Origin of the sequence: Enterococcus sp. DIV0175 (genome assembly GCF_050529075.1) — a bacterium.
GTDB classification, from domain to species: Bacteria; Bacillota; Bacilli; order Lactobacillales; family Enterococcaceae; genus Enterococcus_B; species Enterococcus_B thailandicus.
The window spans coordinates 750,955-771,235 of sequence record NZ_CP172880.1 but is presented as its reverse complement, the minus strand read 5'-3'; the positions used below and the strand labels follow the sequence as shown (position 1 = coordinate 771,235).

The window sequence follows — 20,281 nt, the reverse complement described above, 5'->3', positions numbered from 1 at the left end:
TATTTTACTGTTCTGCCTCTTCTTGCTGGATTTCAGCTAAAAATTTCGCCATCTGCGGTGTTAGTTCTAAGTCAGCTAGTAGATCCGGGCGTCGTTGAACGGTTCGACGTAACGATTCTTTTAATTGCCACTCTTCAATCAGCTTATGATTACCATTCGTTAATACATCAGGGACTTTCATTCCTTTAAATTCAGCAGGTCTCGTGTACTGCGGATGCTCAAGTAAGCCAGTAGAATATGAATCTGTTTGCGCAGAAGTTTGATTTCCTAACACATCGGGAAGTAAGCGAACAGTGGCATCAATCATAACCATCGCTCCAAGTTCTCCCCCAGTCAAAACGTAATCACCCAACGAAACTTCGTCTGTTACCAAGGTTCGGATTCGTTCATCATATCCTTCATAATGACCACAAATAAATACTAACTGCTCTTCTTGCGAAAATTCTTCTGCCATCGCTTGATTAAATTGTTTACCAGCTGGGTCTAACAAAATCACTCGCTTCTTGACAGTTGGATTTGCTTCATCAATTGCTTTTAAATTGTCATAGATTGGTTGAACTTTCAATAACATTCCAGCTCCACCACCATAAGGATAGTCATCGACTGTTTGGTGTTTGTTATCAGAATACTCACGAAAATTAGACACATTGATGTCTAGCAATCCTTTATCAACAGCTTTCCCAATAATTGATTCACCCATAGGACCTTCAAACATTTTAGGAAATAGGGTCAATACATCAATTTTCATCATCAATCAACCCTTCTGGAATTTCCACATGGACTACTCCATTGGCTACATCCACTTCCTTTACGACTGATGCAATATAGGGAAGCAACAAATCTTTTTTCTTTTCACGTTGAACTACCCAAACATCATTTGCTCCAGGAGAAAGGATTTCTTTCACTTTTCCAAGTTTTTCGCCAGCCTCATCCAAGACCTCTAAGCCGATGATCTCATGGTAATAAAATTCATTTTCTTCTAGCGCTGAAATTTCTTCTTTTGACACTTTTAAAATGCCATCACGATATTTTTCGACATCATTGATTGATGGGTGTCCTTCAAAACTCAACAAATCAAAATTTTTATGTTTACGATGACTTTTGATCGTCAATTCAACCGGTGCTTTTCCATCTTGGAACAAAGTTAGCTGTGCACCCTTTTGGTAACGTTCTTCAGGGAAGTCAGTCGTTGAAATAACACGAACTTCACCCTTTAAACCTTGAGTATTGACAATTTTTCCAACATTTAGATATTCAGTCACAATTTTTCCTCATTTCTTTTTTCTCTGCTTCATTTTAGCATGGGCGTTTAGTCAATTCTAGTTTTGTTTTTCAAAATGAATTCTTTTTTACTTTTATGTCAAAAAATAGAAAAATACGGGACATAGATTGAACTCATTTTGTGTTCTACCCACGTTTTACGTTTACGGTTGAATAAGGTAATCTTTGCGATAGAAACTTTTTAAGGACATCATTCTTTCGTAGAAAGCAAAAAAAAACTGTTTCGAAAAAATTCGAAACAGTTTTTGATTATTCCTTATCATCAACGATATTTAAACGAACCTTTTTAGGCGCGTTAATTCGTACACCGTAAACGATAGTCCGAATTGCTTTGGCAACTCGTCCTTGTTTTCCAATGATACGACCAATATCTTCTGGTGCTACAGTTAGATTGTATTCATAAAAATCTTTCGATTCAACGACCTCTAACCGAACTTGATCAGGATGAGTGACTAACGGACGAACGATTGTTAAGACTAGCTCACTTAAATCTTTCATATCCGCTCACCTTATTTCTTTGAAAATTTAGCTTCGTGGTGTTTTTGCATAACGCCTTCTTTTGAAAGGATGTTACGAACTGTATCTGAAGGTTGTGCACCTTTTGATAACCAGTTAAGAACTAAGTCTTCTTTTAAAACTACTTCTGCAGGGTCTTTCAAAGGATTGTAAGTACCTACAGTTTCGATGAAACGTCCGTCACGAGGAGAACGTGAATCAGCTACTACAATACGGTAAAAAGGACTCTTTTTAGAACCCATACGTTTTAAACGAATTTTAACTGCCATTATTTATTTCCACCTCCATTGATTTATTCACAAGATGTAGTGTAACAGTTTTTTTTTACCCTGTAAAGCTTTTTTTCTTTACAGTCTCATAAATTCCTTTTTTTATTGATTATAGACATTTTTTTCGATTATTTTGTTGGATATTTAAATAGCAAGTGTTTTTATTTGCTCGTTTTACTTATTTTTTGTAAGATAGTTATGAAAGATAATTATTAGGAGGTTCTATTTATGACAAAAAAAATTGGCTTTTTTATTGGAAGTTTAAGAGAAGATTCTTATAACAAAAAGGTTGCTGAAGCTTTCGCAAGCTTACTACCTGAAGGCTATGAAAGTGTCTTTGTTAAAATTGATGATCTTCCTTTTTATAATGAAGATCTTGAAACACCAGAAAATGCACCGGAAGCTTGGACTCGTTTCCGTAACGAAGTAAAAGATTTAGATGGTGTTATTTTTGTTTCACCTGAATACAATCGTTCAATTCCGGCAGTCTTGAAAAACGCACTAGACGTTGGTTCTCGTCCTTATGGTCAAAGCGTTTGGGATACAAAACCTGGTTTAGTTGTTACTGCTTCTCCTGGTGGAATCGGTGGATTTGGTGCTAACCATATTATCCGTCAATCTTTAGTCTTCTTAAATGTGCCAACACTTCAACAACCAGAAGCTTACATTGGTAATATTGCAAACTTGGTTGGTGAAGATGGAAAAATCATTGATGGTACGATGAAATTCTTTGAAACAATTGTGAATGCGTATATTGACTTCTTGGAAAAATTGACGAAGTAAAACAAAGGTTGTGAAAGAAGTGTACAGTTCCAATAAATAAGAATAAATTTTCAGAAATTGCTTCTCAAATTTTTGTGAAATTTATTCTTATTTTGAAGGAGTTACTTCTTGAACACCGTGGATAAAGGTTGTGGCTCAAAGCGCTTAGCTCCGACAAGATAGCGAGCAGTCACTCAAAATAGCTTTTCATATTTTGAAGTGGATGCAAGCTATATCTAGGAGTTGCTTTGGGAGCACCGTGGATAAAGGTTGTCGCGCAAAGCGTTCAGCTTCAAGCAATTCAGCAAAAAAAGTTGTATGCCACATAAAAATTTGGCATACAACTTTTTTATTTTTTTCGATAATGTAATTCAAGAAACTGACCAAATTGTTGTGCACCAACATATTCTAGTCTTTCTTCATAGTCACCGGGTTCAAACAAGCGAATTCCCTCACCGAGTAAGACTGGTGTGATTTGAATCCACCATTCATCAATCAACTGTTTTTCTAACAAAGGTTTAAGCAACGAGCCTCCACCAACAATCCAGATGTCTGAGCCAGATTCTTGTCGAAGGTTTTCTACAAACGAGGCAGGATCATCATTGATTACTGTCGCGTCTGACAGAATCAATGATCGATTTCTCGAAAATACATAATTTTTCTTTTCCGGGTATAACAATTCTGTACCTAAAGATTTCTTAGCTTCCTCATACGTTTTCCGCCCCATAATCGTTGTATCAATTGTTTCATAAAATGCTTCATAAGTTGTTTCCTCACCTGCCGGCGTATCAAATAGCCATTGTAAATCATCTTCTTTTGTTGCCAGATAACCGTCCAAACTAATAGCTCCGTAAAAAACGATTTTTCGCATATGTCTCTCCTTCACTTCGAATTTTTATCAATCAATTGATTCGTCTTCTTGAATCGTTGATTGCTTTACTTCTGAATGTCTAAAGCAATCAATGACATGATCATTAATGATTCCAACTGCTTCTAAAAATGCATAAATCGTGGTACTACCGACAAATTTAAACCCCTGTTTCTTCAGTTCTTTAGTGATTTTATCAGATAGTTCACTCGTTGTCGGAATTTCTTCTTGTGTTTGATACATATGATTCACCACTTCACCATCAGAAAACGACCATAAAAAAGTAGCAAAGCTTCCGAATTCTTGTTGGATTTTTTGAACGGCCTTAGCATTATGAATAGCAGCTTCAACTTTTCTTCGATTACGAATAATTCCTTTATCTTGAAGCAAAGATTCTATTTTATTTTCGTCATATGCCGCCACTTTTTCTAAAGAAAAATGATCATACGCAGAATCAAAAGCTTCAGTTTTATTTAAAATCGTTTGCCAACTTAATCCTGCTTGGTTAATATCCAGCATTAGCTTGCGATAAAGTCGTTGATCATCATATTCCGGAACACCCCAAATCGTATCATGATACTCTTTCATTGATGCCGTGTTTTCTGCCCAAGAACATCGTTTCATTTTCCTTACCTCCACTTTCCTTCATTAACAAAAAAGCTATGACAACATTTCAATCAATCGTTTGTCATAGCTCAAATTCATTCAATTCAGCAATTGCTTATTTACGTTTTTTCTTTTTCTTCTTGTTTTTCTTAACCATGCGATTCATCGCCATTTTTCCAAGTTTTCCTTTGACTCCTGTACCAAACATTTGGTCCATTCCCGGAATATTCATGTCACCTTTCGACATTTGTTGCATCATTTTACGGGATTCCTTGAATTGTTTAATCATGCGGTTTACTTCTACTACACTATTTCCTGAACCAGCAGCGATACGACGACGACGGCTAGGGTTCAACAAATCAGGATTTTCTCGCTCGGCAGGTGTCATTGAGTAGACCATTGCTTTTTTCCGTTCTACATCTTTTGGATCAACTTTTACGTTTTCAATCCCTGGTACTTGATTCATTCCTGGAATCATTTTAATTAGATCTTCTAATGGCCCCATTCCCATTACTTGATCCAGTTGTTCAATAAAATCATTGAAGTCAAAAGAATTTTCCCGCATTTTTTGGGCAAGTTCTTCTGCTTTTTTCTCGTCATAATCTTGTTGCGCTTTTTCGATCAGCGTCAGCATGTCACCCATACCCAAGATTCGGCTGGCCATACGATCTGGATGGAAGACTTCAAGATCTGTTAATTTTTCACCTGACCCAATAAATTTGATTGGTGCACCAGTTACTGAACGAATAGATAACGCTGCCCCACCTCTGGTATCTCCATCAAGTTTTGTAATAACAACCCCAGTAATACCTAGTTGTTGATTAAAACTGTCAGCTACGTTGACCGCATCTTGTCCAGTCATTGCATCAACAACCAAGAGAATTTCATTTGGTTGTGCAATTTCTTTGATTTGCTTCAACTCATCCATTAAGAGTTCATCAATGTGTAAACGACCAGCCGTATCAATCAAGACATAGTCATTTTTCTTTTCTTTGGCAACTTCCATTCCTTGACGAACGATTTCAACTGGACTGACATCTGTTCCCATATCAAAGACAGGCACATCTAATTGTTGTCCCAAGACTTTTAATTGGTCAATCGCTGCAGGTCGGTACACGTCTCCTGCAATCATCAATGGTCGTGCTTTTTCATTTTTCTTCAAAAAGTTTGCTAATTTCCCAGCAAAGGTCGTTTTACCAGCCCCTTGTAACCCGACCATCATAATAACAGTTGGGACTTTTGGTGACTTGATTAGTTCTGCTGTTTCGGAACCCAAGGTAATCGTTAATTCCTCATCAACAATTTTGACGATTTGTTGTGCTGGTGACAAGCTTTCAAGAACTTCTACTCCAACAGCACGCTCCCGCACACGTTTCGTGAAGTCTTTGACTACTTGTAAATTGACATCGGCTTCCAATAAAGCCAAGCGGATTTCCCGCATCATTTCCTTGACGTCAGCTTCTGATACTTTTCCTTTTTTTCTTAATTTTCCCATCGCCTGTTGCAGACGTTCTGTTAAGCTTTCAAATGCCATTTTTCTTCATTCCTTTAATTAGTTTCTAGTTTGTTACTCTTCGATATCTTGAATTTGCTGGATAGAACCAATCAGTTCATTATCTTTTGGATAGTGCTCGGTGACATAAGTCATCAGTTGTTCCAAGGCTTGTTCACGCACGATGTAATTTGAAAAAAGATGCAGTTTTTTCTCGTAGTCTTCTAAAATTTTTCCAGTTCTCTTAATATTATCATAAACTGCTTGTCGACTGACTTGATATTCTTCTGCAATTTCTCCAAGTGAAAAATCATCAGCATAATACAGTTCCATATAATTCATTTGTTTTTCAGTCAATAAGGTCGAGTAAAATTCAAAAAGTGCGTTCATTCGATTTGTTTTTTCAATTTCCATTCAACTCACCTCATTTATCTTCGTAATTTCTTGCTGTTGTGCTAACCAATCTTCATCAGATAGAACGCTCATCTTCTGTTGTAAAAAATAGGCAGTTGCTACGCCTACACCCTCTGTTAATGTACCAGAAAATGTACCGTCATATATTTGACTACTACCACAAGAAGGACTTTTTGCCTTCAAAATGAGTTGATCAATCTGTTGTTCTTTTAATTTTTGCCAAGCAAGAATTGCACCTGCCTGATATTCTTTTGTCACATCGACACCTTTGGAAGTTATGACTCTTGCTTTCCCATTCCAAACGTCAAACCCATCTCCGCCGACAATTTCTGCTGGATCTCGGGGAATCGGTAAGCCACCCAAAACTTCTGGGCAAACCATGATGGCTTCGTGTTTTTCAACCAATGCGACAAGTTGCGAAACAGCTTTTGGCTGCCCATCATAACGACATAACACACCGCCTAAGCAAGCACTGATACCAATCATTTGAATCGCTTCCTTTCCTTCCAACAAAGTGCCTAATTATTATACCATTTATTGAGTTGGTTACATAGCCCCTCCCCTTGATTCTATGCTAAAATAGGAAAGCATGAATATGTTTTAAAGGAGCGCTTATGAAAAAAATCTTAGTTGTTGATGATGAACCTTCCATCGTCACTTTATTAACCTTTAACCTAGAAAAAGAAGGCTATCAAGTTACCAGTGCAACGGATGGACGCGAGGGATTAGAACTTGCTTTAGATCAAGCCTTTGATTTTATTATTTTAGATGTGATGCTTCCTTCAATGGATGGCATGGAAATTACACAGAAGCTTCGCCAAGAAAAAAATGATACACCCATTTTGATGCTAACCGCTAAAGATGATCAGATTGATCGAATTTTAGGCTTAGAAATTGGTGCCGATGATTACCTAATTAAACCATTTAGCCCACGCGAAGTATTAGCTCGAATGAAAGCCATCTTTCGTCGAATGGAACCTCGAAGCAAGCCTGCTGAGGAAGAAGAGCCAGAATATTTAACAGTTGGTCAAATCATCGCTAACTTAACTAATTTTCAAGTCACTGTTGACGGTCGTTTGATTGAACTGACTCCCAAAGAATTTGAATTGTTAGTTTACTTTATGAAACGAAAAGATCGCGTAATTGATCGAGACACCTTGCTCGAACGTATCTGGAATTTTGATTTTGCTGGTCAAAGTCGAATCGTCGATGTTCATGTCAGTCACCTGAGAGAAAAGATCGAACGTGATCCAAAACATCCTAAATATTTAGTAACTGTCCGTGGATTTGGGTACAAATTTCAGGAGCCTCGACTATGAAAAATTGGAAAATTTTCTCAAGACGTATCCTATTCTTGGTCGTTTTCCTAACAGTTTTTATTGGTAGTTGGCAACTGATTTCAAATTATTTTCAACAGCAAATTATTGAACAACAAGAAGAATACTTGACCAAGAAAGCACAACTATTAACGCGACAACTTACTTGGGCAAATCCTGACTCAATGGAAAACAAAGAAACCTTGACAGAATTTGTTCATCAATCTTCTGAACGAATCACGCTACTAGATGCTAATGGCAATGTTTTGTATGATACCAGTGATGATGACCTGACAGGTAGCCGTAACACTCGTCCCGAAATCAAAGCTGTCCTTGACGGTGGGCGATTGGGAAGTTCCTTACGTCAAAGTGTGACTTTAAATGAACAGCTTCTCTATGTCGCTTTACCGATTAAAGAAAATGGTCAATTAAAAGCCATGATCCGAATTGCCGAGCCAACAAGCGGATTTTTACCACGCACAGAAAATTTTCGTCGTTGGGTATTCTTGTTCTTTCTTCTTTTCTTTTGCATCCTTTCAGGAATGATCGCCTATTTTGCTTATCAGCGAAATGAACCTTTGCATACCGTACTACCTGTGTTGAAAAAAATGGTCAACGACCCCGAAGAAACAGAAGTCATTATGCAAACTTCAGATCAATGGGAAGAACTTTATCAAACAATCAACGCACTAAGCGAACAAATGAGTAATATGTATCGTGCTTACGCAACCACTGAAGAACAGTTGTACACGTTGCTGAACGAATTAATGATTGGCGTCTTTCTAATTGATTCCGAATCGCATTTACGTTTACTAAATCCTAAAATGCAGATGCATCTTGGGGTTACGACTTATCTGACCTCGCAACCTTATGCTGAGGTCATTCAAGAACCTCAGCTAATCCATTTGATTCATCAGGTTTCTGCTACGAATCCGTTAGTTCAGCAAGAAATCAAATTAAGTGAAGGCAATCAAACGTTGGACATCAGTTTACGTTACTTTATCAATGCAGATGGAACTGGACAAATTCTTGGCGTAGCTTATGATTTAACCAAAGTTCGTCGGCTCGAAAAAGTCCAGAAAGATTTTGTTGGAAATGTTTCTCATGAATTAAAAACGCCGGTTACTTCATTGATGGGCTTCACGGAAACACTTCTTGATGGTGCCAAAGATGATCCAGAAACATTAACTACTTTTTTAGAAATCATGCAAAAAGATGCTCGTCGTTTAGATCAGTTGATTCGCGAAATCATTCAGTTATCTAAAGATGGTGAAAATTTATATGAATCACAAACGATTTATCTAGAATCTTACTTTGAACAAATTATTCAAAGCTACCAACCCTTTATCAAACAGAAAAAATTAAGTGTTAAACTGCTGGGGAATAATGGCGCATTTACCATTCAGTCAGAAATTTTATACCCAATTATCAAAAACTTGATTGAAAATGCCATCCAATATTCAAAAGAAGGTGGCCAAATTATTATTCGTTATCGTGTAGATGATCACTTATGGTTTTCTGTCCAAGATTTTGGAATTGGAATTGATCAAGAAGACCAGGAACGAATTTTTGAACGTTTTTATCGCGTTGATAAAGCACGCAGCCGACACTCTGGAGGAACAGGTTTAGGTCTAGCAATCGTCAAAGACTATGTCAAATTGTTACACGGCACGATTACTGTGGAAAGTCATCCCGGTGTGGGCTCCACTTTCGAAGTTACTTTATGAAGTGACTAACATGAAAAAAACAGCGACGAGAATCGATACGATTTTCGCCGCTGCTTTTTTTCATATTCTTATTTGATTTCTCCGTTAACATCACGTTCAACTTTCATTGATGTGATTGGTAGATAACCTAGATCTTTAACTGGTCCTTCTTGGACATCTTCACTTGTCATGTAATCCAAGAATTTTTGAACAGCTGCGTCTGGTTTTCCTTTTGTATACATGTGCTCATATGCCCAGATTTTCCAGCTATTGTCTGCCACATTTTTTTCCTCTGGTTTCACATCATCCACGCTCAAAGCTTGAGTTGTTTCATCCAAGTAAGAAAAGGCAAGATAACTGATTGCTCCTGGTGTTTGTGCAACGATTTGGCGAACCGTTCCTGACGAATCCTGCTCTTGTGATTGCACAGGTGTTTCGTCATTCAATCCCCATTTTTCAAAAGTAGCACGAGTTCCACTACCATTTGCACGGTTAATCACTGTGACTTTTTGATCTTTTCCACCAAGTTCTTTCCAGTTTGTGATTTTTCCTGTAAATAAATCAATCAATTCCTGTTGAGAAACATTTGTGACGCCAGTATCTTTATTGACGATTGGTGCCATTCCGACAACAGCCACTTTATGGTCAACCAATTTAGTTGCGTCGATTCCATCTTTTTCTTCTGCAAAAACATCTGAGTTTCCAATTGTCACGGCGCCGTCTGACACTTGGCTTAGCCCTGTGCCACTTCCGCCACCTTGAACAGAAATTTGATAATTTGAGTTTTCTTGGGTAAAGCTATCTTGTGCAGCATCAACTAATGGCTGCAATGCAGTTGAACCAACTGCTACAATTTTTACTTGTTCTGAACCTGCTTTATCTGATTGCGCAGTTGAGTCGGTACTTGTACCTGACGAACCACAACCTGCTAATAAGAAACCAATGATGCCTAAAGAATACCATAATTTTTTCATTCAAATACTCCTCTCTTAGTTACAAGTAAAGTGTAACAAGCTACTGTAAAGCTCAGATATGGATGTTGTAAACAATTCGTGAACTTCTGTAAATTTCCTGTAAAGTTTAAAATCTAAAATAAACCAAAAATAATTATGTTTATCATTTTACAAACAAAACGATAAAATGTTAATATAAATACAAACAAGGAGGTTTTTATATGGAAACTGAATTACTTTATGAACAACAAGATTATTTAAATGGCTGGACAATTGAACATGAAACTTATCAGTGCCTTTATTGTGACGTAACTTTTCAATTTGAAAAAATTTATCCAGATTTGACTACGCCTAGCGCACTTCAAACCGCAAAAGGAGCGATCACACAACATCTTCGGTTGGCACATGGTGGCCCCTTGCATGCCCTACTTCAATTATCTAGAGAATCGTTAGGGTTATCCGAAAGTCAATACGAAATCATCCAACTGTTTGAAAAAAATTTAAGCGACACTGTGATCGCTCAGCGCCTAGGAATCTCCCCATCAACGGTAAGAAATCATCGATTCAAATTAAAAGAAAAAGAGCGCCAAGCCAAACGACTGACTGCTCTTATGAAGCTTTTACCAGCAAGTGGTCAAACATTCATTTCACCTCACACAGGTGCGCGAATGCTAGATGAACGATACAACATCACGTCTGCTGAACAGGAAAAAATCTTACAAACTTATTTAGATGATAATGACTTTATTCAAACTTTTCCAAGTAAAGAAAAAAGAAAAATCATTCTCTTAAATTATTTAACACAAAAATTTGATCCGAAAAAAAATTATTCCGAGCGTGCAATCAATGATATTTTGAAACAACACGTCGAAGATTTCGTTTCGACTCGCCGCTACTTAATTGAATATGGATTTATGCAACGTACAACTGATGGAAAAACATATTGGCTAAATCAATAAAACTTATCCTTTGTTGTCACCAACGTTAAAAGAGATGTGAACAAGTGTACTGCCCAAAAACTTAGACTTTTTGGGTTCACTACAAAGCTCACATCTCTTTTTTAATTGCCTTTTAAACTTTATTTATACTGTTATTTGATCAAAAGAAAGCCAATTTTTAGAACAGTTTTCAACACTTTTTTAAATAGAAGAAACTATTTCTGGCGGTCTTGTCTTCTCAGTTCAACGAACAAATACATGATTACTGAAACAATAAATGACGCAGCCGCCAAATAAAATAATGGACGGATTGTCAAAAAATACATAGCGGAATAGTCGGATAAGTCTTTCAAGCCACTTTGGCTAAGTCCTGTTGGCCCAATAATCATTCTTGGTAATAATGCAAACATCGACGTAAAAATCAACATACAAGAAAAGTAAATCAGCTTCCAATTATAATTATTAATCAGAGACCTTGGTATCAACAAACTAACACTCACTAGCAAATAAAAAATAGTTAATGTTGGAAAATTACGTGCTACTAAAAATCCGCTTCCCTGAATCAAACCTAACACCTCGGCTCCTTGAACGATTGCATTCACCCAAGTAAACGGAAGCAAAAGAAGTGGAAAAAACCAAAAAAATAAATAACTACGTCTACCCATGATTTTCTGTCTCATTTACTTCCTCCCCAAAATAAAAATTTCTTGCCTATCACTATACAATGTTCTCTCTAAAAAAATTAGGGGGAAAAACTTTTTTTTTAGAGATAAGAGAATGAGAGTTTATTCATTTAACCTACAAATTGTGTGATAAGGTTTGCTTAATGTTTTTTTTCTTTTTAAAATATAACTATACTAAAGGTTTTTAAACAAGTATAAGGAGGTTTTTAGTTATGTTAACAAAATACCTGTCAAAAATTTTTTTGCTGCTGTTCCTGATTCCATACTTGTATCTTGTGTTATTGCTTGATTTTCATTATCACTCGGTTTCCGGCTTCATTATTCTGATCTTTCTCGCGATCCTTGGTGGATTTCTGATGAAGATCAAAGGACAAATGCGACTGCTACTTGTTGGAAATATCATTTCCACTATTGTTTCTTACATATATTCTTTAAAATTTTCTGACTGGCAACTTTTCTATCAACCTTTTGAACCGACACAGCTTGTACTTATTTTCGGGCTTCTTTATTTAGTTCCTCAAGCATTTGGCGCTTTTTGGGCAACTCTCTTTACATATTCGAAACAAAGTCGTAACCAGAAAGTTTCACTTTCGACAATTAGAAAGAATGCACAAAAATAGTCTTTCATCTTCACCCTTTTTAATCCGCAAAAAAACAAGAGAGCTGCAACTAATTAGTTGCGACTCTCTTATTTTTTATCCTTCATGAATATAAATTTTCTTGATTAGCAATTTATCAAAAACAGGAGAATTTGCTTCTTGTTCCCCAATAATTTCTGCAATAACGGATTGGTCCTGTTGTCTTTTTCGTAATTGATAACTGATTTTTCCAGTTTCATTTAGTTCATCCAACATGGCAACGACACCGCCAAATCCTGTTTTCTTCGTGATAAAGCCAAGTGAAACCATTCGTTCATCTAAATTTTTTGCTACGATTGGCATTCCTGTAATGAGTACTTTTTGAAGTGTTTCTACCAACTCTTCCATTCCGGCTACCGCTGATGTCACAGGTGGTTCATTGGTTGTCGCTGCAGTTGTTTCAAATGATGGTTTTACCTCGGCAATCATCTCTGACATTTGCTGTTTGTTTGCTACTTTTTGTTCGCGTAGGTCATCTAATTCTTGAACTAATGCTTCATATTGTTCTTGAGTCAGCATAACACCTGCCACTTTTTCTCGGTTAAAAATATATACACCAGTCCCGGCTTCTCTTGCTTGAGCAAATACATCCATGGGGGATCGTTTGACTTCTGTAATTGAAGATGTTGGGACCTCTAATTTCTTTAATTCCAACGAAGTTCCCTCCTTTTTTATCAAGGTTATTATAGCATAGCACAGTAAATTTTGGTTTTATTCATCGAAGATTCTATAATTTTAGCGAAATCCATTCGTCAAGATCCTTTAACAGTTGTTCCACGCCAAGAGAAGAATGGTAAAAATAAGTTTTCTGTTCTTTAGAATAAGCTAACGGTGAAAAATGATCGGTAATAATCAAATCTGCATAATGTGGTGGTTTACTTCTCGTACACACATGAATAGACGTCCGTTTACGATGACGAAGCGCGGTATCCAAAATTCTAGCTAACCGTCTTGCTTCTTCATGGTCAAAACGAAAGAGTAAAACAATTTTTACAGAGGGTGGATGCACTTCTAAGTATCCGCGTTCTTGCATTGTTTTTAATAAATTTAGGCCCCAACTAACAGATGGATGCGTCAAGGCTTGTTGAATTGCTAATCGAAATTGATGAAGTTTTTCTTTTGCATTAGGAAAAGTATTCAATGTTTGTTGATACTTCTGAACTTCTTCGTCCGATAAACGTTCCTGGATTCCAATTGAATAACGCAACCACTCTTGATAAAGAACTTGCGTGATTCTTTGCTTGTTGAACGTTTCAAAATCACTATTTAACCAAAAAAATGAATCTAATTTTTCGGTAACAATTGTCAGCTTTCGATAGTCTTTCGTTTGTTCTAGTCGTTCCCAACGCTTTTTGGTAATCACATTACAACTTAATCTCACAATACACAGATAGTTTTTTTCTTTTACGGATAGCTTTTGTTCTTCTCGAAAAAGTAGTTCTGGAAACAATTCAAAAAACATCGTTTGGTTGTCTCCTAAAATTTCCACTGAAGACAATCGTTTTCGTTGCTTTAACAAACGAATAAAAATTTCCGAAAAAGCTTCTTCTCCATCATCAACAAAAAAATGTGGAAAATCTTTCAAAAAACTAAAGAGTAAGTAACGAACCTTCCTCTCTGAACCAAAAATCTGTCCTTTTTTATAAGAGAAAGAAAGGTGATACTCTCCCAACCATTTTCGCAAACGTTCTTGTGTTGGTCGATCATAATTTTCTTGATACTTTTCTTCCAAAATTAAATCTTTCAACAATCGAAATGATGCAGAATGAATCAAAAAATCAAATAGCAGATAAGGTTCACTGTATCCTAAACTATAAATCAGCCGTACCGACTTTTTCTGGTAAATCAGTTGTACAGGAAAATCAATTACCTCTAAACGCCTTAAATGTCGATCAATTGTCTTGACATCGACACCTAATTTTTCTGCAAGATCTGCTTTTTTCCAAGTCAGATCTTTCATTTGATTCATCAGCAAAAATAAATTTTGTGAATTTTTTGATAACAATTTTTGCCATTTCATATGTTTTGGTCCAGCCAAGCTACGATCCTCTACTTCTCTGTATGCTTTTTTCGCAGGGATATCACAAAATTTTGTGGAAAATCATTTTTTGGCTAAAACAGTTGCCTCCTTTTTTGCACACATCATTAGATCACTGAGAAGAGAAACCTGTCGTAATAAACTACGCAAAAAGCTTCAACAATTTTTTATTTTCTATTTATTTCATTAAAAACTCATTTATTTTTTAATTTAGATCGATAAAACATACTATTTTAAGCAAAACTGCTTTGCTTGTAGGAATGTACGGCTTCCTTTACAATGAAAGAAACAAGTTTTTTTATGAGAAGGTGATGTGAAAAATGAATAAAAATAACGAAAATACAATACATGAAGTAAAAGAAAAAGTCGATCATTTAATAGCCGAGGTTCAAAAAGTCATCGTGGGAAAACAACAAATCATCGAATTAATGCTCGTTGCTCTGTTTTCTGGTGGACATCTTTTATTTGAAGATGTTCCTGGTGTCGGAAAAACATTACTTGTAAAAGCTTTGGCTAAAACAATACAAGGTGAGTTTAGTCGCGTTCAATTTACGCCAGACCTTTTACCGGGGGATATTTTGGGTTTTTCTTTTTATAATACAAAAACAAAGGAGTTCGAATTCCGTCCTGGACCGATTTTCACTACTATTTTATTAGCAGATGAAATCAATCGAACAACTCCACGAACTCAAGCAGCATTACTCGAAGCCATGGCAGAAAAACATATTACTATTGATAATCAAACTTATCCTTTAGATAATCATTTTTTCGTTTTAGCAACGCAAAACTCAATTGAATATGAAGGAACTTATCCGTTACCAGAAGCACAGCTTGATCGATTTTTATTCCGTTTACACATTGGTTATCCTTCTTTTGAAGAAGAACTGTCTTTATTATTGGAAACACAAGAACAGTCTTTAGCGACATTAAAAGTCATTTTCACCAAAGAGACCCTCACTTCTATCAAGCAAATTGTCTCAACAACGTATCTTGACCCTTCAGTCGCACGATACGCGCTAGAATTAGTCACTGCTACACGTAATCATCCAGCAATTAAATTGGGTATCAGTCCACGTGGTAGTTTAGCCTTTATTCAAGCGGCTAAATCCCACGCAGTCATCAAGGGGCGGACATATGTTGCACCAATAGATTTTCAGGTTCTCTTGCCATTTGTTTTTAAACATCGTCTATTATTTCATGATCGTTCGTTGACCGATGAAGAAATTGAGTTACTCTTAGCAGAAATGCTCAAACAAATCCCAATTCCGGTAAAATAGTTATGAAAAAGTACTGGAATTACCTCATTAATAGCAGTATTTTTTTAATATATTTTTTATTTTTACTCTTCACGCTTTTATTTAATCAACAATTTGGCTGGTTTTTAGTCATTCTCTTTACCTTATACATTACTTTCAGTTGGCTTTCCTTAAGCAGACGACTATCAAAAATCAAGCTGGTTCTCACCGTTCCTACACTTGTTTATCGAGACAATTCAATAACAGTCAATGTTCGCATTGCTAAGTCACAAGTCCCAACACTTTTTTTACCACGCCTAACATTACATTTTCCAGAAGAATTTATACCAGAAGCACAGACTTTTTTGATGATTTCAAAAAAAGAACAACAACAATCAGTCATTTGGACGCCACAACAAAGAGGAATTTTTGAAACAATTTCAGTCCAATTCATCGCTTATGATTATTTAGGTTTATTTCGAAAAAGTAAAACAAAACAGATAATATTCACCCCCCTAGTCTTACCAAATAACACATTACCTGAAGCACAAAAATTAGCGCGCTTTTTGACACGTAAACAACAAAAAAACAACTTCTTACCTTCTCAAAATCTTGCTGGGATTCGAGAGCATCGTCAAGGCGATTCGTTAAAACAAATTGATTGGAAGCGTTCCGCTTACTATCAACAATGGCTTTCTCGTGAGTATGAGCCTGCTGTTCAACAAACTGACTTAATCTGTTTCTTTTGGGGAACGGCAACAAATTTTGAAAAAATGCTTGATTTATATTTTTCCTTTTTAGCTTCTTATTACCAGAAAACTTATCCAAATCAACTGATTTTTGCTAAACAGAAGTACCAAGGTACACAACTTTCTCCCGCTTTCTTTGCGCAGTTACGTGCTTTAGATGATTACCTACAACAACCAGACCTTAGTGTCCGTGATTTCAAGGAGATACTTCTGTTTGTTCCAGAACTCTCTCTAGCAGTCCATGAACAACTTTCAAGTTGGAGAAAGCAAGCCATCAACGTTATCGTCATTTATTTTGAAAATAATCAACTATTTATACAAGATGAGAGTCAACGAAAGTTTCCATTAAAAAAACTTAGTTAGGAGGTGCTCAAGTTGAATCTTTCGGCGAAAAAATGGTGGCGAAGCTTTTACGCCTTCTTGCTATTAAGTGCAGGCGCTCCAACTTTTTTAACTGCGAATAATCTCACCACAAGTTTACCGTTGATTGCTACTATTGGTATCTTCTGTCTGATTATCCGACTGGTTTCTTCTAAAATTATTCGAGTAATTTTAGCTTTTTTTGCTATCTTGGTTAGCTTGTTTGTTTATTTTCCTCCAGCAACAGTCAGAAGTAATTGGTTTTTTGAGCTGACAAGCCAAATCCAATCCGAATTTAACGAATTAGTCACCAATCAGTTCCATTACTTTCCTGAATTGCCAGCATTCATTCTCATGTTATGTCTTGTTTATTTATTAGCTACTCTAACCATTGATTATGACTTATGGGCGCTTCCCTTTCTAGCACTGGTGCTTTATTTCATGATGTTAAGTATTTTCCGCGAATTTGATTTGTTAACTGAGTGTATTTTTATTGTTATCATTTTATTCAGTTATCTTTTCATTCGTCAGTTATCATTACTTCCAAAAAAGAGTAACCGATGGCTCTTCGTCTTCTTTGCTACGGTTATTTTGCTTGGCTCGCTGAGCATTAGTGCTTGGATTCCTACACGATTACCTGAAGTTACACAAATAATTGAAGCAAAGAGCGCTCCTGTCAGAGAATTCTTCAACAAACAAGGACTGTATGCCAGAATTCGTACATTTCAAGAAGCAGGACGTTCAAGAACTGGATTCAGTGAAAATGATGAAACTCTTGGGGGACCAATCTACGATCAAACGGACATCGTTTTTACGGCAGTTCAAGAATCTGGTCATTATTATAAAATCCAGAATAAAGGAGTCTATACTGGTACTGGTTGGACAGAAAATAGTCGAGATTCTTTTAAAATAAACGAGTTGCCACACCAATTACTCAATTATCCAGAAACAATCGTTGCTGAACCAACTACCCTTCAGTTGACAACAGAAGAACAGACTTTTCTTCCCTACTCTTATGGAAATTCTAGTCTTACGGCATTTCCATTAATGCAGGATAGTGCGTTATTTTTCTTACCAGATACTCAACGTTTTGTCTTAGATAAATCATCATCATTCACAGCGACATTCACTATTACCAATCTTTCTTATACTTATGAGATGTTAGTCGATAGTGTTTTAACTGGTGCAGATCAAGCAGAACATCAAACAGAGCTTCAGCTACCAGAAAATTTACCAAAACGAATAACTTCTCTTGCTGAAGAAATAACAACTACCAAAACAACCTTACTCGATCAAGTTCTTGCAATCCAAGATTACTTGAAAAGTAGTGGCGAATTCCGTTATTCAAAAGTCGATACACCACACACACCTGCAAATCGTGACTATGTCGATCACTTTTTATTTGATTCTAAAGTTGGTTATTGTGATAATTTTTCTTCGGCTATGGTAGTTTTACTGCGTACACTTGGTATCCCTGCACGCTGGACAAAAGGTTTTACTATGGGTTATCAAACAGGTAGCCACAGTAATGGGCTCAAGGAATACAGTATTTTAAATAGCAATGCTCACTCTTGGCCAGAAGTTTATTTTCCTGGCTTTGGCTGGTTACCTTTTGAACCCACACCAGCATTTGCAAACCCAGCAACTGCACAAAGTGAGCAGGAAACGACTCCCACAGCCGTTCCAGAAAGTCAGTCACAATCGTCAGCAGCCGAAACGACAGCAGTTTCCTCAACAACTGGTTCAGAGGCAATAACTTCAACAGAAGATAACCCTATTTTTTCTGATACAACAATCGCAGATAGGTCTTTATGGAAATTCGTCGTTTTCTTTCTATTCATATTTTTGCTCGTCCCATTACTCATTCCTTCCTTTCGTCAAAAAGTTCGTTGGCACATTTTTTATTACCAAGTGGCTTTTTTCGCTTCGGATAGTCAAAGAACCTATCAACAATTGCTAGCACATGTAGAAAAGCTATTTCCAAGACAACGCGCAGAAAGCTTACAGGACTACAGTTATCGTGTCGAAAAGGCGATTTCAATGCACCAACATTTAATCAAGCTAACCAAAAACTATGAAGAAACTATTTATGGACAAAATCAAGCGATGCATTTTGATAAAGAAACTTATCTGACTATTATTAAAACAATCAGTAAATCACTTCATTTCTTTTCTAAACGAAACTAAATTGTTCATGCTACTAAAAGACAAGTGGCTTTCACTTGTTTTAGAAATTAGAAAGAGACCGGAACTTGATGAGTCCCAGCCTCTTTTTTATCTGATGTAATGGTCGAACTTTTCATTACGCAACTTGTTTATCGTAGCGTTCCACATTTTGTTTGATTGCGCCAATCATTTTCGCATCGTTGATTCCTGTCACGGTTTGGATCAGTTCCTCGATATTTTTTGTTTGCTTCATTTCATAAAGTTCGCAACTTTGTTCATCGTTTGGATCATAATAGTTAAAAATAATACCCATCGTCGCAGTCAAATGTGGTGAAACAATATCTCTTTCTTTTAATTCCAAGATTGGTCGAGTAAAGCGTTCTTGATTTCCTAATTTTCTTAAAGGTGTCCGCGCAACACGACTAATTGCATCGGAAATATATTTGTTTTGGAAACGTTGAATAATTTTTTCAATGTATTGCTCATGCTGCTTTTCATCAAAGCCCCACTTCGCAATCAACAGATTTCCTGTTTCATGCAACACAGATTTTAGTTGTGCGACAACTAACGCATCTTGCATTGCCTCATCAATCGTTTGATAGCCTAGCAAAGCACCCGTGTAAGCAGCTGTTGCATGTCCAGTGTTCACGCTGAATAGCTTGCGTTCAATATAAGGTTCTAACTCGGCTACATAAAGGACACCTTCCAATTCGATTGCTGTGTTTTTTCGTTCGTGATCTGCAATCACCCATTCTTTAAAAGGTTCAACTTGAACAAACAGCGGATCCTCATGTTTTTGTAACGGAACGATTCGGTCAACTGCTGCATTGGGGAAACCAATATACTTCTCTAAAAAATCAACTTGTGATAAATGTTTACGGACTTCTTTTTCTAAAAATGCTGAACCACCAATCATATTTTCGCAAGCAATGATATCTAAAGGTGTTGTATTCTGTACTTTTTCTCGTTGCTCAATCCCTTTAGCAATCAATTCTGCGATAAAAGGCAAAATGTTGGGTCCAATCGCAGTTGTCACTAAGTCTGCTTCGCCAATCGCAGCAATTACGGCTTGAGGATTTTCTTGATTATTGATTCCAGAAACATGTTGGACTTCAATTCGTTTCTTTGACTCATCCGCAAGTTCGATAACATATCCGTTTCTTTCATTCAACGCATCAATGATTTCACGATTGACATCCACAAAAGTAATGTCAAAATCATTTTCTGCTAACACTTCACCGATAAATCCACGTCCGATATTTCCTGCTCCAAAATGTACTGCTTTCATCTT

Annotated in this window: 22 protein-coding genes; 8 read left to right on the top strand and 14 right to left on the bottom strand. The window is 36.6% G+C overall.

The annotated features are described in order from the left end of the window. Nucleotides 1–4 precede the first annotated feature (4 nt). From trmD to rpsP, 4 genes are all read right to left on the bottom strand, one after another. Complete coding sequence (trmD, locus tag IGJ76_RS03755; protein ID WP_067484148.1) at nt 5–748, bottom strand: tRNA (guanosine(37)-N1)-methyltransferase TrmD; 744 nt, start codon at nt 746–748, stop codon at nt 5–7. Further along, entirely contained in the window at nt 738–1,262 is a 525-nt protein-coding gene (gene rimM / locus IGJ76_RS03750; RefSeq protein WP_067483993.1) for a ribosome maturation factor RimM, read from the bottom strand. Before rimM ends, trmD begins: the two co-directional genes overlap by 11 nt. A gap of 268 nt (nt 1,263–1,530) precedes the next feature. Then, nucleotides 1,531–1,779 carry a KH domain-containing protein gene (locus IGJ76_RS03745; protein WP_067483991.1) on the bottom strand — a complete coding sequence of 83 codons (249 nt, stop codon included), beginning with the start codon at nt 1,777–1,779 and terminating at the stop codon, nt 1,531–1,533. Between the two features lie 11 nt (nt 1,780–1,790). Beyond that, nucleotides 1,791–2,066 (bottom strand): 30S ribosomal protein S16, encoded by a 276-nt coding sequence (gene rpsP, locus IGJ76_RS03740; protein WP_005875628.1) that lies wholly within the window; start codon nt 2,064–2,066, stop codon nt 1,791–1,793. A gap of 228 nt (nt 2,067–2,294) precedes the next feature. Between rpsP and IGJ76_RS03735 the strand changes: the two genes are divergently transcribed. Then, nucleotides 2,295–2,849 (top strand): NADPH-dependent FMN reductase, encoded by a 555-nt coding sequence (locus tag IGJ76_RS03735; RefSeq protein WP_067483989.1) that lies wholly within the window; start codon nt 2,295–2,297, stop codon nt 2,847–2,849. Between the two features lie 328 nt (nt 2,850–3,177). Here IGJ76_RS03735 and IGJ76_RS03730 read toward each other — a convergent pair whose 3' ends face one another. The 5 genes from IGJ76_RS03730 to IGJ76_RS03710 form a co-directional block, all read right to left on the bottom strand. Next, the gene (locus IGJ76_RS03730) at nt 3,178–3,699 is read right to left on the bottom strand and encodes a dihydrofolate reductase family protein (RefSeq protein ID WP_270345935.1); all 522 of its coding nucleotides are present in this window, start codon (nt 3,697–3,699) and stop codon (nt 3,178–3,180) included. Nucleotides 3,700–3,726: 27 nt separating this feature from the next. Further along, nucleotides 3,727–4,320: a DNA-3-methyladenine glycosylase I gene (locus IGJ76_RS03725; RefSeq protein ID WP_071869131.1), complete on the bottom strand. Its 594-nt coding sequence runs from the start codon at nt 4,318–4,320 to the stop codon at nt 3,727–3,729. 97 nt (nt 4,321–4,417) lie between these two features. Next, nucleotides 4,418–5,836 carry a signal recognition particle protein gene (gene ffh, locus IGJ76_RS03720; protein WP_067483982.1) on the bottom strand — a complete coding sequence of 473 codons (1,419 nt, stop codon included), beginning with the start codon at nt 5,834–5,836 and terminating at the stop codon, nt 4,418–4,420. 33 nt (nt 5,837–5,869) lie between these two features. Further along, nucleotides 5,870–6,208, bottom strand: a complete 339-nt coding sequence (locus IGJ76_RS03715) for a putative DNA-binding protein (protein WP_071869132.1) — start codon at nt 6,206–6,208, stop codon at nt 5,870–5,872. After that, on the bottom strand, nt 6,209–6,694 hold the full coding sequence (locus IGJ76_RS03710) for a DUF523 domain-containing protein (RefSeq protein ID WP_140444153.1): 486 nt from the start codon (nt 6,692–6,694) through the stop codon (nt 6,209–6,211). Between the two features lie 128 nt (nt 6,695–6,822). Between IGJ76_RS03710 and IGJ76_RS03705 the strand changes: the two genes are divergently transcribed. Both IGJ76_RS03705 and IGJ76_RS03700 read left to right on the top strand, forming a co-directional pair. After that, on the top strand, nt 6,823–7,527 hold the full coding sequence (locus IGJ76_RS03705; protein ID WP_067483978.1) for a response regulator transcription factor: 705 nt from the start codon (nt 6,823–6,825) through the stop codon (nt 7,525–7,527). Beyond that, on the top strand, nt 7,524–9,251 hold the full coding sequence (locus IGJ76_RS03700) for a sensor histidine kinase (RefSeq protein ID WP_067483976.1): 1,728 nt from the start codon (nt 7,524–7,526) through the stop codon (nt 9,249–9,251). The genes IGJ76_RS03705 and IGJ76_RS03700 overlap by 4 nt, the downstream gene beginning before the upstream one ends. A 68-nt stretch (nt 9,252–9,319) precedes the next feature. Here the strand turns inward: IGJ76_RS03700 and IGJ76_RS03695 are convergent, their stop codons facing one another. Continuing rightward, the gene (locus IGJ76_RS03695; RefSeq protein WP_071869133.1) at nt 9,320–10,204 is read right to left on the bottom strand and encodes a phosphate ABC transporter substrate-binding protein PstS family protein; all 885 of its coding nucleotides are present in this window, start codon (nt 10,202–10,204) and stop codon (nt 9,320–9,322) included. 200 nt (nt 10,205–10,404) lie between these two features. On the opposite strand from IGJ76_RS03695, the gene IGJ76_RS03690 reads away from it, so the two are divergent. Beyond that, a complete protein-coding gene (locus IGJ76_RS03690; RefSeq protein WP_067483972.1) occupies nt 10,405–11,142 on the top strand; it encodes a DUF2087 domain-containing protein in 738 nt (245 codons plus the stop codon). 194 nt (nt 11,143–11,336) lie between these two features. On the opposite strand, the gene IGJ76_RS03685 is transcribed toward IGJ76_RS03690, so the two are convergent. After that, nucleotides 11,337–11,801 carry a hypothetical protein gene (locus IGJ76_RS03685; protein WP_067483970.1) on the bottom strand — a complete coding sequence of 155 codons (465 nt, stop codon included), beginning with the start codon at nt 11,799–11,801 and terminating at the stop codon, nt 11,337–11,339. Between the two features lie 359 nt (nt 11,802–12,160). Between IGJ76_RS03685 and IGJ76_RS03680 the strand changes: the two genes are divergently transcribed. Then, nucleotides 12,161–12,424, top strand: coding sequence for a hypothetical protein (locus tag IGJ76_RS03680; protein WP_231885416.1), 264 nt, complete (start codon nt 12,161–12,163; stop codon nt 12,422–12,424). Nucleotides 12,425–12,499: 75 nt separating this feature from the next. Here the strand turns inward: IGJ76_RS03680 and IGJ76_RS03675 are convergent, their stop codons facing one another. Together IGJ76_RS03675 and IGJ76_RS03670 are read right to left on the bottom strand one after the other, a co-directional pair. Next, nucleotides 12,500–13,096 (bottom strand): prevent-host-death protein, encoded by a 597-nt coding sequence (locus IGJ76_RS03675; RefSeq protein WP_067483967.1) that lies wholly within the window; start codon nt 13,094–13,096, stop codon nt 12,500–12,502. A gap of 73 nt (nt 13,097–13,169) precedes the next feature. Next, entirely contained in the window at nt 13,170–14,462 is a 1,293-nt protein-coding gene (locus IGJ76_RS03670; protein WP_067484147.1) for a hypothetical protein, read from the bottom strand. 338 nt (nt 14,463–14,800) lie between these two features. On the opposite strand from IGJ76_RS03670, the gene IGJ76_RS03665 reads away from it, so the two are divergent. From IGJ76_RS03665 to IGJ76_RS03655, 3 genes are read left to right on the top strand one after another with little or no spacing between them, the layout of a single operon-like run. After that, nucleotides 14,801–15,757, top strand: a complete 957-nt coding sequence (locus tag IGJ76_RS03665) for an AAA family ATPase (protein ID WP_231885413.1) — start codon at nt 14,801–14,803, stop codon at nt 15,755–15,757. 2 nt (nt 15,758–15,759) lie between these two features. Next, on the top strand, nt 15,760–16,827 hold the full coding sequence (locus IGJ76_RS03660; RefSeq protein ID WP_067483965.1) for a DUF58 domain-containing protein: 1,068 nt from the start codon (nt 15,760–15,762) through the stop codon (nt 16,825–16,827). A 12-nt stretch (nt 16,828–16,839) separates the two neighbouring features. Then, nucleotides 16,840–19,011, top strand: coding sequence for a transglutaminase-like domain-containing protein (locus tag IGJ76_RS03655; RefSeq protein ID WP_430596731.1), 2,172 nt, complete (start codon nt 16,840–16,842; stop codon nt 19,009–19,011). A gap of 115 nt (nt 19,012–19,126) precedes the next feature. Here the strand turns inward: IGJ76_RS03655 and IGJ76_RS03650 are convergent, their stop codons facing one another. Next, complete coding sequence (locus tag IGJ76_RS03650) at nt 19,127–20,278, bottom strand: mannitol-1-phosphate 5-dehydrogenase (protein ID WP_067483962.1); 1,152 nt, start codon at nt 20,276–20,278, stop codon at nt 19,127–19,129. Nucleotides 20,279–20,281 lie beyond the last annotated feature (3 nt).